This is a genomic window from uncultured Methylophaga sp. (genome assembly GCF_947259025.1).
Classification (GTDB): domain Bacteria; phylum Pseudomonadota; class Gammaproteobacteria; order Nitrosococcales; family Methylophagaceae; genus Methylophaga.
Window position 1 is genome coordinate 1 of record NZ_CAMYKO010000004.1, and the last position, 11,879, is coordinate 11,879.

An 11,879-nucleotide genomic window follows, 5' to 3' on the forward strand; every position below is an offset into this window, starting at 1 on the left:
TATACGTTACTCACCCGTCCGCCACTAATCCGAAACAGCAAGCTGTTTCTTCATCGTTCGACTTGCATGTGTTAGGCATGCCGCCAGCGTTCAATCTGAGCCATGATCAAACTCTTCAGTTTAATACTAGCTTGTAACTTTATAAGACAAAGTTACCAAATCTTGATTGACGTTGAACATGAATGTTCACGTCAGGTTTTCTACGACCTAACGTAAGCACCCACATAAATTACTTGATACCAGTTTGTTAAAGAGCGTTTCCTGCAGAACTTGCTGCAGCAAAGAAGCGAGAATTATACAGTGCCTCGCCGGACTGTCAACCGAAATTTTCGACTCATTTTAAAACCGGAAATTTCGCTGAAATTCGTTGTTGTCTGCCTGCTTTCAAAGCCAAGCTCATCAACTGAGGCTGCGCATCTTACGTGACAGGCTGAGGCATTGCAACAGCTAATTTTCGCCGCTGTCATCAATTTGTCATTTTCCGCCTGATAAAAGCAAACATCAAGAGTGAGTTAGCGATTTTTCACTATCAAATACCGCTGCCCCGAATAGCCATTCGATGGCCACTGTGAGTCTGGTCACAGACCGGCGCTCCGCTTTGGGTAATGATGAAGCTATCTGGGAGTAGAACACGCTGCGGCGCAGCGCTCAGGAAAGATGGTGGTAGAAATAAAAAAGGGCTATGCTTAAAAAGCATAACCCTTTTGAATCTTGGTGGGCCGTCTGCGACTCGAACGCAGGACCAACGGATTAAAAGTCCGGTGCTCTACCAACTGAGCTAACGGCCCGTAAGAAGCCGAGAATGATACCGTATTTGAGATAAATGACAACCCCTAAACCCAGATTTTTTTCATTTTGCTGACGAGGCGGACATGGCAGTCATAACCAAACCTGATAAAGCCACATTCACCACGGCACTGAACAACGCCGAGCTGCTGCGCGAGACGGGCAATGATCATCACCATATTGCTCATGCGGTACTGTTTCTCGAAGAACGCAACCGGATGTTGCAGGCTGTCGCCGATGCGGCCGAGGAATATGTGCGCTTTGGTGAAGATAGCCAGTTGCACAGCAAGTTGCTTAAGGCGCTGGAAGCCCTGGACAAATATGAACTGGAAACCGACACCGATGAACCACCGGGCTTTGGCCTGGATCAGGGCTGATAACGGGTCGGGTCTGTCATGCCGGCCTGGGCAAAGCCCTGTTTACGAAATCGGCAAGAATCACATTGACCGCAGGCACGGCCTTGGTCATCCGCCTCATAGCATGACACCGTCAGACTGTAATCGACGCCGAGTTCATTACCGCGTTCAATAATGGCCTGCTTGCTCAAATCAATCAGCGGGGTTTCAATCTTTAATGGATGTCCTTCCACCCCGGAGCGGGTGGCCAGGTTCGCCATTTTTTCAAAGGCCGCAATATACTCGGGACGACAGTCCGGGTAACCGGAATAATCAACGGCATTCACACCCACAAAGATCGCTTCGGCTTCCAGCACTTCGGCCCAGCCCAGGGCTATCGACATAAAGACGGTATTGCGCGCCGGCACATAAGTCACCGGAATACCTGCCTGCTCCTCATGAGGAACGTCGATATTGGTGTCAGTCAATGCCGAACCGCCAATAGCGGTCAGATCGATATTAATGACTTTATGCGAAACCGCACCGAGTTGTTCTGAAAGCAAGGCGGATGCATGAAGTTCAGCGCGATGACGCTGGCCGTAATCAAAGCTGATGGTGTAGCTTTCATAGCCCTGCGCTTTGGCAATCGCCAGTACGGTCGCTGAATCAAGACCACCGGATAATAAAACTACCGCGCGTTTCATCGACCCTGCTCATCTCCCCACAGATATTTATGTAACTGCAACTGCATTCTGACCGGCAGATTATCTTCGACAATCCAGTCAGCCAGATCCGCCGGTTTGAGTTCACCATGAATCGGTGAGAACAGCACTTCACAGCGATCGTTTAATTGATACTGAATCAGTTTGCTTCGGGCCCAGTCATAATCTTCACGATGACAGATAACGAACTTGAGCTGATCTTTTTGTTCCAGCAGTGCGATATTGTCGTAGCGGTTTCTGCTTTCCTCGCCCGAGCCTGGTGTTTTAAGATCCATCACCCGCACGACCCGTGGATCAACGTCGCTGATATCCATGGCACCACTGGTTTCCAGTGAGACTTCGACGCCCATGTCACAAAGCGCTGTGAGTAAAGGCAGGCAGTTGCGCTGAGCCAGCGGTTCACCGCCGGTGACACAGACATAGCGGGGTTTGTAGGCAGCGACCTGGGCGACGATATCGTCGATCTCCATTTTTTCGCCACCATAAAACGCATACTCGGTATCACAATAACCGCAGCGAAGTGGACAACCAGTCAGCCGCACGAACACCGTGGGCAACCCCACGGTGCGGGACTCGCCCTGTAAAGAATAGAAAATTTCGGTAATGCGGCACTGGGCCATAATAATTCCCGGCTCAGTGTTTATTGTGACTGCTGGATACGATCCAATCTGACTTTGGCCAGTCTGGCGGCCGAAGTGTCAGGATATTGTTCAATGACCTGCTGCAGCGTGGCAGTAGCTCGGGCGGGATCACCCATTTCCTGCTCGCTGAAACCACGCTTGAGCATCGCATCCGGCACCTTGGTACTGGAAGGATATTGATCAATGACGATCTGAAACAGCGCGGCCGCATCAGCAAATTCACGCAACACGTATTTGGCTTCACCCTGCCAGTAATAGGCATTAGGAAGATAGGTACTGCCCGGATATTGTTCCGGGAAAGCCTGTAAAGCGGCAATGGCTTCTTCGTACTGACCGCTACGCAGGGTTTGCAGAGCAGACTGGTAAGCCGCTTCGCCATCTTCTACCGAGGCCGGCGCAGAATCCGGCGTCTGGGTTTGCTGTGCTGACTGTTCGCCAGAAGCAGGTTCAGTGGTTTGCGACGCCGGTGCAGGTGTTTGACTGCCATTGGTGTTATCGGCAGGCATGCTTGTCTGCGGTGGTGTCGCCTGAGCCTGTTGCGTCATACGCTCGTCCAGATCGATATACATCTCGCGCTGGCGCTTTTGCATCTGCTCCAGTTCATGGCGCAGGGTTTCATTTTCGCCGTTCAGCCGTTTGACCTCGTTTTGCAACTGGTCAACACGGGTGATGAGATTCATCAATCCCTGGCCCTGAATAATGCGTTCCAGGCGCTCCACCCGCTGTTGCAGCGGCTGGCCATCCTCTGCCCAGCTAATGCCGGGCAGAGTGGCGGCCAGAATCACGGCACTGATAAGGCTTGTTTTGCCGTTAAACTGCATAATTATCGACCTACGTAAACAAGTTCAACACGACGGTTCTGTGACCAGGCATATTCGTCACCGCCCTCTTCGGCAGGACGCTCTTCACCAAAGCTGGTGACCTGGAACTGGTCAATGCTCGCGCCCTGCAACATCAGAATACGGCGCACTGACAAAGCACGACGTTCGCCCAAAGCCAGGTTGTATTCGCGTGAACCACGCTCATCAGTATGGCCTTCCAGACGCACGGTCAGGTTAGGGTTTTCCGCCAGGTAGGCAGCGTGAGCCTGCAGGGTTTGCTGATCCTCGTTACGAACCACATCGCTGTCGTATTCAAAATAGACAGTGCGGTTGGATAGCGGGCTATCCGGATCATTGAGTTCATTACCGGCATACTGATCTTCACCGACTACGACTTTGGCTTCAGCGCCCATGTCTTCACCGTCAGCACCCTGACCATCAACACCGGCAGATTCAGCGCCACGGTCTTCAACCAGCACATCCCCTTCCTGCATCCCTTTATCCGGCGAAGAGCTACAGGCTGCCAGCGCGAACAGCGGCAGAATAATTGCAAATAATTTGAATAACTTCATTGATTATCTCCTATCGGATTATTGTCTGAACGGCGACCAGGCCGGTTCTCGAACTGCACTGCCTGATTCTCCCAGGCGTTGTTTAATACGGCCGTCCACGGAGACTGCCGCCAAAACACCTCTGCCTTGTTGCTCTGTCGCATACAGGATCATGCGGCCGTTGGGCGCAAAGCTCGGGGATTCATCTGCCGTGGTTTCTGTTAACACCTGCACGGCACCTGTCTGCAAATCCTGGATAGCAATATGGAACTTGCCATTGACGGCATGCACCATCGCCATATTGCGGCCATCCGGTGAAATATCCGCAGACGCATTATAACTGCCTTCAAAGGTCACCCGCTCGGCACGACCACCATCAGCATTCACCCGGTAAATCTGCGGGCGACCACCGCGGTCCGAAGTAAACAGGATTTCGCGGCCATTAGGCAGCCACACCGCCTCGGTATCGATGGCCTGTGAATTATGCGTGACCCGTGACAGATTACCGGAAGCCAGTTCCAGTACATAAATTTCCGGGTTGCCGTTTTTCGACAAAGTCAGCGCCAGCTTCTTGCCGTCCGGTGACCACGCAGGGGCACTATTAAGGCCACGGAATGAAGCAACCGAGTTGCGACGACCGCTGCTCAGTTGCTGCACATAGACTTCGGCTTTGTTGTTTTCGAAAGTCACATAGGTCAGTTGCTGACCATCCGGTGACCAGTTGGGAGAAAGGATTGGCTGCGTGGATTGCAGCACTGTGCGCGGGTTAGCGCCATCGGCATCAGAGACCTGCAGAGCAAAGCGCTTGCTGCCATCCGCATTTTTCATCTCGCTGACAAAAGCCAGCCGGGTTGAGAACACGCCTTTTTCACCGGTCAGTGTCTCATAGACGATATCGGAAATCTGATGCGCCAGATTGCGCAGACCTGAGGCAGGCACATTATAGCGCTTGCCTACCAGTTGCTCGGCTTTGTAAACATCGTAAAGCTGGAACTGAACCTGGTAGTTTTCGCCATCCTGACTGCTGATCTTGCCGATCAGCAAACCTTCGGAGCGCAGCAGGCGCCAGTCCTGAAAGTTGACCTGCTGGCCTTCATGCGGCTCTGAAATCAGATCACGTTTTTCCAGCGGCGCGAAGCGGCCACTGCTTGCCAGATCGTTGCTGACAATATCGGAAATATTTTCCGGCGGTGCATAACCCTCAACCCCGAACGGGACAATCGCAATCGGCAGTGCTGCTTCGGAACCGCCGGTGATCTCAATCGTAAGCAGGGCATGCGCCGGCCATGGCACCAATGCTATCAGTAGCGCGATGAGTTTGAACCACTGTCTGAACATTGTTTCTGTCCTCTATTCTGGTTTGAAAATAAACTGGAAGTCGCGCAGCGCGTCAGCCGCTTTGGGATCAGAAGGCTGAGGCAGAGGCGCTGCCTTGTAAACCGCATTTTCTGCAGAGCGATCAAACACCGGGTTGCCACTGCTTTTAACGATTTTAACGTCACGCACATCACCGCCCGGTAACAAGGTGACCCGGAGCGTGACTTGCAAGCCCTCTGCCGTATTGGCGGGACGGATCCAGTAACGCTTAACGCGTTGCTTGATCATAATCGAATACTGATCGACTACGCCCTGCACCCGGCGTGCCTCGCGTTCCTGCTGCTCCTGCTCCAGTTGTTGCTGCAGCGCATCTTCGGCAGCCTGACGCTCGGCCTCTTCAGCTTTACGCCGTGCTTCTTCGGCCTTGCGTTTTTCTTCCTCGGCTTTGCGACGTGCCTCTTCCTCAGCTTTACGCTTTTCTTCTTCCAGACGTTTGCGTTCTTCCTCTTCCTTGCGGCGCTGCTCTTCTAATCGCTGGCGTTCTTCTTCCGCCTTGCGCTTTTCTTCTTCAATGCGCTGACGTTCGGCTTCGGCTTTGGCTTTCTCTTCCTCGATGCGCTGGCGTTCAGCTTCCGCCTTGGCTTTTTCTTCCTCGATAAGCTGGCGCTCGGCTTCAGCTTTGGCTTTTTCTTCCTCGATACGCTGGCGTTCCTGTTCGGCTTTCAGCTTTTCCTGTTCGATACGCTCACGCTCGGCCTGAGCCTCTTCACGCCGCTTTTCTTCCTGCTGGCGTTGCTGTTCGGCTTCTTTACGCTTTTGCTCTTCCAACTCCCGTTGTTTCTCGAGCTCAGCAATGCGTTGTTGTTCTTGTTCCGCCTGTTTCTGACGGCGCTGTTCTTCCAGTTCAGAACGCTGTTCCAGATCCAGGGCTTCCTGTTCTTTGCGGGCCAGTTCTTCCTGGGTCTGCTGCAAGCGATCTTCCAGTTCCTGCTGACGCTGCTGTTCGGCTTCACGCTCCTGTTGCTCGCGCTGTTCAAGCTTGGCCATTTCCTGTTCTATCAGATTTTCATCCAGTACTGTGGCCTGCACGATTTCAGTTTCTGGGTTAGAGGCAACCTGTGGTGTGCTGGTTGACTCCAGCCCCACCACCAGCAATACCAGCAGAGCAGCATGCAACAGCAGTGAGTAGCTTCCTGACAGAAAATTTTCAACGAATGCTTTTTTCATTGTGCGTTCTTATTCGTCGTCGCTCACCGGATCAGGTTGCTGAGTTATCAAACCAACGCTGGGTGCACCGGCTTTTTGTAACAGTGCCATGGCACTGACCACGTAGCCATAGCTGGCGGCATTATCGCCTCTGACCATCACCGGCGTCTGCGGATTACGGCGCAATACAGCTTGCGTTTTCGCCATCAGCTCACGAGCAGCTATTGGCTCGTCCTGGCGATCACCGATGGCAGCGTAAAACTTGCCATCGGCATCAACCGATACGATCAAGGGCTCGGTATTCTCATCCGGCATTTCTACCGGCTCTGCCGTCGCCTGCGGCAGGTTCACCTTCACACCCTGGGTCAGCATCGGTGCGGTGATCATAAAGATAATCAGCAACACCAGCATCACATCGATATACGGTACGACGTTTATCTCGCCCATCGGCTTACGGCGTTGTCGCATTGGTTTGTGAACAGCCATATCTCTACCCGGGTACCTTAACGGTTAATCCTGTTGACGCTGCAAAATGGAAGAAAATTCCTCCAGGAAAGTATCGTAGCGGTTAATCAGCCGCTCTACTTCGTGGGAATAACGGTTATAAGCGATGACCGCCGGAATCGCAGCAAACAGGCCCATCGCTGTTGCAATCAGGGCTTCGGCGATACCAGGAGCCACCATTGCCAGGGTCGCGTGTTGCACATTACCCAGCGCCCGGAATGAGTTCATGATGCCCCAGACTGTACCAAACAGACCGATATAGGGACTGGTGGAACCGGCGGTCGCCAGAAACGGCAGCGAGGTTTCCAGTTGGTCAATTTCACGGGCCAGCGAAATACGCATCACCCGCTGCGAGCCTTCCAGCACCGCATTATGACCGCTGCCGTTCGATTTTTTCAGGCGAACAAATTCCTTGAAGCCGACTTCGAAAATGCCTTCCATGCCCCGGCTGGCATGCGGCCTTGAAGAAATGTCTTCATACAGCCGGTTAAGTTCGTTACCGGACCAGAATTTGTCTTCAAAAGCATCAGCATCACGCTTGGCCTGTTCCAGTTCACTGCGCTTGCGAAAAATCAGCAGCCAGGAATAGAACGAGATCAGTAACAACGCCAGCATCACCAGCTTGACCAGCAAACTGGCTTCAGAAATCAGCGTGATAATGGAAAGATCAGCAGTCACCATGCATCTCCGTCAAAATAAAGGTGGGTATGGACTTGGGGCGAAAGGACTCGGCATCCAGGCTCGCAATTCTGACTGAAGCCTGACATAACAGTTCCTCGCCGCGATAGATGTTTTGTTCAAACTGCATACTAGCACCGGATGCTTTATTTATCCGTGATTGAATCAACAAAGCATCATTAAAACGGGCCGGCCTGCGGTAAGTCAGTTGCATCGAATGCACGGCGAACAACAGATTATGCTCTGTCCTGAGCTGGTCCTGTTCAAACCCCAGGGCACGTAACCACTCTGTCCGCGCCCGCTCCATGAAATTCAAATAGTTGGCATGATACACGACTCCGCCAGCGTCGGTATCTTCGTAGTAAACCCGCACCGGCCAGTCAAACGTCTGCATTAATGACCGTCCAGCGTCAGGTCCGGTGAGTTCAGCCCGAGGTGCAGCCAGGCGCGCTTGGTCGCCACCCGTCCACGCGGGGTACGCATAATGAAACCTTCCTGGATCAAATACGGTTCCAGCACGTCTTCAATGGTGCCGACTTCCTCGCCAATGGCCGCTGCCAGGTTGTTGATGCCGACCGGGCCGCCTTCAAATTTTTCGATAATCGCCAATAATAATTTTCTATCCAGCATATCGAAACCGTAGTTATCGACATCCAGTAAATCCAGTGCCTGACGGGCCACTTCAGCGGTCACTTCACCGTTGAACTTGACTTCGGCATAGTCACGTACCCGTCGTAAAAGGCGGTTGGCAATCCGTGGCGTGCCCCGCGAGCGGCGGGCAATTTCATTGGCACCGCCCTGCTCCAGCTTGACGCCCAGAATGCCGGCGCTGCGCTGGACGATGGTGCTCAGATCCTCTACCGCATAGAACTCCAGCCTTTGTACAATGCCAAAGCGGTCGCGCAGGGGTGACGTCAGAGAACCGGCGCGGGTAGTGGCACCTACCAGAGTGAACGGTTCCAGATCAAGCTTAATCGAGCGTGCTGCCGGCCCTTCGCCGATCATAATATCGATTTGATAATCTTCCATCGCCGGATATAAGACTTCTTCCACCACCGGACTCAGGCGGTGAATTTCGTCCACGAACAGCACATCATTGGGTTCAAGATTGGTCAGCAAGGCGGCCAGATCACCGGGACGCTCGAGCACCGGGCCCGAAGTCTGCTTGAGGTTGACGCCCATTTCATTGGCGATGATATTTGCCAGCGTGGTTTTACCCAGCCCGGGCGGGCCGAAGATCAGCGTGTGGTCGAGCGCTTCTTCACGGTTGCGGGCTGCGGAGACAAACAGATCCATCTGCTCACGCACCACCGGCTGGCCGATATAATCATCCAGCCTGACCGGACGAATCGCCCTGTCGATGCGCTCTTCATCGTTGGTAGGCTGCGGCGAAATGAAGCGTTCTTCCATTAGTGCCTCTGCAACGCCTGGCGAATAATCTGTTCGGTGGACATGCCATCTATATCAAAACTGCGCAGCATCTTGTCAGCTTCCGCGGGTTTATAGCCCAGCGCCATCAATGCTTCCACCGCTTCGTTCTTGGCGCCACCCGCCGGTGCAGAAACACTATCGACCACAATATCCTGCAGTCCCATCGCGCTGCTGACTTCCTTGAGGCGATCGCGCATTTCCACGATCAGGCGTTCGGCGGTTTTCTTACCGACACCGGGCAGGCGGGTCAGGCTGGCGGTATCACCGTCCTGCACACTGCGGGCAAAGGTATCAACATCACTGCCGGAGAGAATGGTCAGCGCCAGCTTGGCACCGACACCATTAACTTTAAGCAGGCTGCGAAACAGGAGGCGCTCGCGTTCAGTGGCAAAGCCATAGAGCAGTTGGGCGTCTTCCCTGACCACCATATGCGTGAACAAGGTCACTTCATCATTGACGGCGGGCAGGTTGAAAAAGGTCGACATCGGCGCTGATAACTCATAACCCACACCCTGCACATCCACCACCAGCTCAGGTGGCTGCTTTTCAATGATAACCCCACGTAAACGTCCAATCATCGACTATATCGTCCTCCGCGACGGCTAGTGCGCATGCCTGCCGGTAATTTGCTTTGACTGCTGCCGACCGAAGCGTGATGGGCATGTGTCAGTGCACAGGCCAGCGCATCAGCGGCATCTTCTTCCGGCACTTCCGGTAGGTTCAGAATCACAGACATCATATACTGGACCTGATCTTTTTTCGCGTGGCCATTGCCGACCACGGCTTTTTTTATCTGGGTGGCGCTGTACTCCGACACCGCCAGTTGTTTGTTGACCGCGGCACAGATGGCCGCGCCGCGTGCCTGCCCCAGCTTCAGTGCCGAGTCGGCATTTTTATGCAGAAAGACTTTTTCTACCGCGACCATGTCCGGCTGATAGCGCTCGATCAGATCACTGAGGCCTTCAAAGATCTGCCTTAAGCGGTCAGCAAACTCGCCGTCGCCGACTTTGAGGCGGCCATTGATCACGTGTTTAATTTTTTTGCCATCCAGCTCGATAATGCCAAAGCCGGTTTTACGGGAACCGGGATCAATACCCAGAATGCGCGGCATAGAATCGGCTTCAGCCTTCCAGCTGTGCCATCACCTCATCAGAGAAATCCGCGTTGGAATAGACTTCCTGCACATCATCCAGTTCTTCAAACGCTTCGATCAGACCGATGGTTTTCTTGGCATCGTCCACTTCCAGGCTGACGGTGTTATCCGGGTGCATGGTGACCTGCGAGGATTCAACTTCAATCCCGGCGGCAACGAGTGCGTCTTTGACGGTGGAATAATCTTCCGGAGAAGTGAAAACATCCAGACTGCCATCGCTGTTGGTGACGATATCTTCTGCACCGGCTTCCAGTGCCGCTTCCATCACTTCATCTTCTTCAGTACCGGAAGGCAACGTAATAATGCCTTTCTGGTTGAACATGAAGGCGACACAGCCATCGGTGCCCATATTGCCGCCGCGCTTGGAAAACACATTACGCACTGCGGCAACTGTGCGGTTTTTATTGTCGGTCATGCAGTCCACCATGATGGCAATGCCGTTGGGGCCATAGCCTTCGTAACGGATTTCCTCGTAGTTGACGCCTTCCAGCTCACCGGCACCACGCTTGGTCGCGCGTTCGATGACATCCTTGGTCATATTGCTGCCCAGCGCCTTATCAATTGCTGCCCGCAAACGTGGGTTGGAATCGGGGTCGCTGCCACCCATTCGTGCTGCGACGGTGATCTCACGGATCAGCTTGGTGAACAGTTTGCCGCGTTTGGCATCCTGTGCGCCTTTACGATGCTGAATATTAGCCCACTTACTATGACCTGCCATTGTGCTTATTACCTCTTGCTTTGCTTACAGCCGGTTTACCGGCCTCAGTAATGTTCGTTATCAGTCGACCAGCGTATTCCAGTTGCGGTACATCTCGCTGCGGCCCAGAACCTGGTCGAAGTACATCGATTGCAACTTCTCGGTGATGGGTCCACGGCTGCCCTGACCGATAGGACGATTATCCAACTCACGGATAGGTGTGACTTCCGCCGCGGTACCAGTAAAGAAAGCTTCATCGGCGACATAAACTTCATCACGGGTGATGCGTTTTTCACGCACTTCCAGGCCGATATCACGCGCCAGGGTGATGACGGTGTCGCGGGTAATGCCTTCCAGCGCTGATGTCAGCTCCGGGGTGTAGAGCACGTCATCACGCACCATAAAGAAGTTTTCACCACTGCCTTCACAGACAAAGCCCTGAGCGTCGAGCAGCAGTGCTTCGTCGTAGCCACAGTTGACTGCTTCCTGCAAAGCCATCATGGAGTTCATGTAGTTACCGTTGGCCTTGGCTTTACACATGGTGATATTGACGTGGTGGCGGGTAAATGACGAGGTCTTGATGCGAATGCCCCGGGTCATGTTTTCTTCGCCCAGATAAGCGCCCCAACTCCAGGCCGCGACCATGGTGTGCACGTTCAGGTTATCGGCACGAATGCCCATGCCTTCCGAACCGTAAAAACACATCGGGCGGATATAGGCGGATTCAAGGTTATTCTCACGCACGACCTGGCGCTGCGCTTCGTTGATGGTTTCCTTGTCCTGCTGAATACCCATGCCCAGGATCTTGGCGCTGCGGAACAGACGGTCGGTGTGTTCCTGCAAACGGAAGATTGCGGTGCCATCATCGGTCTTGTAAGCGCGGACACCTTCAAACACGCCCATGCCGTAATGCAGGGTGTGCGTCAAAACGTGTACCTTCGCTTCACGCCACGGCACCATTTTGCCGTCCAGCCAAATCAGGCCGTCACGATCCGCCATTGTTGCTGCTACCATATCCAAAATTCCAAGTCTGTCTG

15 protein-coding genes, 1 tRNA gene and 1 rRNA gene are annotated in these 11,879 nt (G+C 53.5%); 1 reads left to right on the forward strand and 16 read right to left on the reverse strand.

What is annotated here, in order from left to right; translation table 11 throughout:
* A 16S ribosomal RNA gene (locus Q0X64_RS03200) occupies positions 1–122 on the reverse strand; the annotation flags it as partial.
* 590 nt (positions 123–712) lie between these two features.
* Positions 713–788: transfer RNA gene (locus Q0X64_RS03205), tRNA-Lys, on the reverse strand.
* Positions 789–872: 84 nt separating this feature from the next.
* Between Q0X64_RS03205 and Q0X64_RS03210 the strand changes: the two genes are divergently transcribed.
* Positions 873–1,163 carry a hypothetical protein gene (locus Q0X64_RS03210; protein ID WP_297808989.1) on the forward strand — a complete coding sequence of 97 codons (291 nt, stop codon included), beginning with the start codon at positions 873–875 and terminating at the stop codon, positions 1,161–1,163.
* Here Q0X64_RS03210 and queC read toward each other — a convergent pair.
* From queC to Q0X64_RS03280, 14 genes are read right to left on the reverse strand one after another with little or no spacing between them, the layout of a single operon-like run.
* Positions 1,154–1,825 carry a 7-cyano-7-deazaguanine synthase QueC gene (gene queC, locus Q0X64_RS03215; protein ID WP_297808992.1) on the reverse strand — a complete coding sequence of 224 codons (672 nt, stop codon included), beginning with the start codon at positions 1,823–1,825 and terminating at the stop codon, positions 1,154–1,156. The two genes, Q0X64_RS03210 and queC, sit on opposite strands and share 10 nt — an antisense overlap.
* Entirely contained in the window at positions 1,822–2,463 is a 642-nt protein-coding gene (gene queE, locus Q0X64_RS03220) for a 7-carboxy-7-deazaguanine synthase QueE (RefSeq protein WP_297808995.1), read from the reverse strand. Before queE ends, queC begins: the two co-directional genes overlap by 4 nt.
* A gap of 20 nt (positions 2,464–2,483) precedes the next feature.
* On the reverse strand, positions 2,484–3,305 hold the full coding sequence (gene ybgF, locus Q0X64_RS03225; RefSeq protein WP_297808996.1) for a tol-pal system protein YbgF: 822 nt from the start codon (positions 3,303–3,305) through the stop codon (positions 2,484–2,486).
* A gap of 2 nt (positions 3,306–3,307) precedes the next feature.
* Positions 3,308–3,877, reverse strand: coding sequence for a peptidoglycan-associated lipoprotein Pal (pal, locus tag Q0X64_RS03230; protein ID WP_297808999.1), 570 nt, complete (start codon positions 3,875–3,877; stop codon positions 3,308–3,310).
* A gap of 18 nt (positions 3,878–3,895) precedes the next feature.
* Complete coding sequence (gene tolB, locus Q0X64_RS03235) at positions 3,896–5,194, reverse strand: Tol-Pal system beta propeller repeat protein TolB (RefSeq protein WP_297809002.1); 1,299 nt, start codon at positions 5,192–5,194, stop codon at positions 3,896–3,898.
* Positions 5,195–5,206: 12 nt separating this feature from the next.
* On the reverse strand, positions 5,207–6,400 hold the full coding sequence (gene tolA, locus Q0X64_RS03240) for a cell envelope integrity protein TolA (RefSeq protein WP_297809005.1): 1,194 nt from the start codon (positions 6,398–6,400) through the stop codon (positions 5,207–5,209).
* A gap of 9 nt (positions 6,401–6,409) precedes the next feature.
* On the reverse strand, positions 6,410–6,865 hold the full coding sequence (tolR, locus tag Q0X64_RS03245) for a protein TolR (RefSeq protein WP_297809007.1): 456 nt from the start codon (positions 6,863–6,865) through the stop codon (positions 6,410–6,412).
* A 24-nt stretch (positions 6,866–6,889) separates the two neighbouring features.
* A complete protein-coding gene (gene tolQ, locus Q0X64_RS03250; RefSeq protein WP_297809852.1) occupies positions 6,890–7,561 on the reverse strand; it encodes a protein TolQ in 672 nt (223 codons plus the stop codon).
* Positions 7,551–7,955 carry a tol-pal system-associated acyl-CoA thioesterase gene (ybgC, locus tag Q0X64_RS03255; protein WP_297809010.1) on the reverse strand — a complete coding sequence of 135 codons (405 nt, stop codon included), beginning with the start codon at positions 7,953–7,955 and terminating at the stop codon, positions 7,551–7,553. The genes tolQ and ybgC overlap by 11 nt, the downstream gene beginning before the upstream one ends.
* Positions 7,955–8,971 (reverse strand): Holliday junction branch migration DNA helicase RuvB, encoded by a 1,017-nt coding sequence (gene ruvB, locus Q0X64_RS03260; protein WP_297809013.1) that lies wholly within the window; start codon positions 8,969–8,971, stop codon positions 7,955–7,957. The genes ybgC and ruvB overlap by 1 nt, the downstream gene beginning before the upstream one ends.
* Entirely contained in the window at positions 8,971–9,570 is a 600-nt protein-coding gene (gene ruvA, locus Q0X64_RS03265) for a Holliday junction branch migration protein RuvA (RefSeq protein WP_297809015.1), read from the reverse strand. Before ruvA ends, ruvB begins: the two co-directional genes overlap by 1 nt.
* A complete protein-coding gene (gene ruvC, locus Q0X64_RS03270) occupies positions 9,567–10,103 on the reverse strand; it encodes a crossover junction endodeoxyribonuclease RuvC (RefSeq protein WP_297809017.1) in 537 nt (178 codons plus the stop codon). The genes ruvA and ruvC overlap by 4 nt, the downstream gene beginning before the upstream one ends.
* Positions 10,104–10,113: 10 nt before the next feature.
* The gene (locus tag Q0X64_RS03275; RefSeq protein ID WP_297809020.1) at positions 10,114–10,863 is read right to left on the reverse strand and encodes a YebC/PmpR family DNA-binding transcriptional regulator; all 750 of its coding nucleotides are present in this window, start codon (positions 10,861–10,863) and stop codon (positions 10,114–10,116) included.
* A 60-nt stretch (positions 10,864–10,923) separates the two neighbouring features.
* Positions 10,924–11,856, reverse strand: coding sequence for a branched-chain amino acid transaminase (locus Q0X64_RS03280; protein ID WP_297809023.1), 933 nt, complete (start codon positions 11,854–11,856; stop codon positions 10,924–10,926).
* Positions 11,857–11,879 lie beyond the last annotated feature (23 nt).

What these genes read in the sequence shown, in the direction of transcription:
- Q0X64_RS03275 (WP_297809020.1), bottom strand. Translation starts at nt 10,863, where the DNA reads ATGGCAGGTCATAGTAAGTGGGCTAATATTCAGCATCGTAAAGGCGCA.
- tolA (WP_297809005.1), bottom strand. Translation starts at nt 6,400, where the DNA reads ATGAAAAAAGCATTCGTTGAAAATTTTCTGTCAGGAAGCTACTCACTG.
- tolB (WP_297809002.1), bottom strand. Translation starts at nt 5,194, where the DNA reads ATGTTCAGACAGTGGTTCAAACTCATCGCGCTACTGATAGCATTGGTG.
- ruvC (WP_297809017.1), bottom strand. Translation starts at nt 10,103, where the DNA reads ATGCCGCGCATTCTGGGTATTGATCCCGGTTCCCGTAAAACCGGCTTT.
- ruvA (WP_297809015.1), bottom strand. Translation starts at nt 9,570, where the DNA reads ATGATTGGACGTTTACGTGGGGTTATCATTGAAAAGCAGCCACCTGAG.
- ybgF (WP_297808996.1), bottom strand. Translation starts at nt 3,305, where the DNA reads ATGCAGTTTAACGGCAAAACAAGCCTTATCAGTGCCGTGATTCTGGCC.
- ybgC (WP_297809010.1), bottom strand. Translation starts at nt 7,955, where the DNA reads ATGCAGACGTTTGACTGGCCGGTGCGGGTTTACTACGAAGATACCGAC.
- tolR (WP_297809007.1), bottom strand. Translation starts at nt 6,865, where the DNA reads ATGGCTGTTCACAAACCAATGCGACAACGCCGTAAGCCGATGGGCGAG.
- Q0X64_RS03210 (WP_297808989.1), top strand. Translation starts at nt 873, where the DNA reads ATGGCAGTCATAACCAAACCTGATAAAGCCACATTCACCACGGCACTG.
- pal (WP_297808999.1), bottom strand. Translation starts at nt 3,877, where the DNA reads ATGAAGTTATTCAAATTATTTGCAATTATTCTGCCGCTGTTCGCGCTG.
- ruvB (WP_297809013.1), bottom strand. Translation starts at nt 8,971, where the DNA reads ATGGAAGAACGCTTCATTTCGCCGCAGCCTACCAACGATGAAGAGCGC.
- queC (WP_297808992.1), bottom strand. Translation starts at nt 1,825, where the DNA reads ATGAAACGCGCGGTAGTTTTATTATCCGGTGGTCTTGATTCAGCGACC.
- Q0X64_RS03280 (WP_297809023.1), bottom strand. Translation starts at nt 11,856, where the DNA reads ATGGTAGCAGCAACAATGGCGGATCGTGACGGCCTGATTTGGCTGGAC.
- queE (WP_297808995.1), bottom strand. Translation starts at nt 2,463, where the DNA reads ATGGCCCAGTGCCGCATTACCGAAATTTTCTATTCTTTACAGGGCGAG.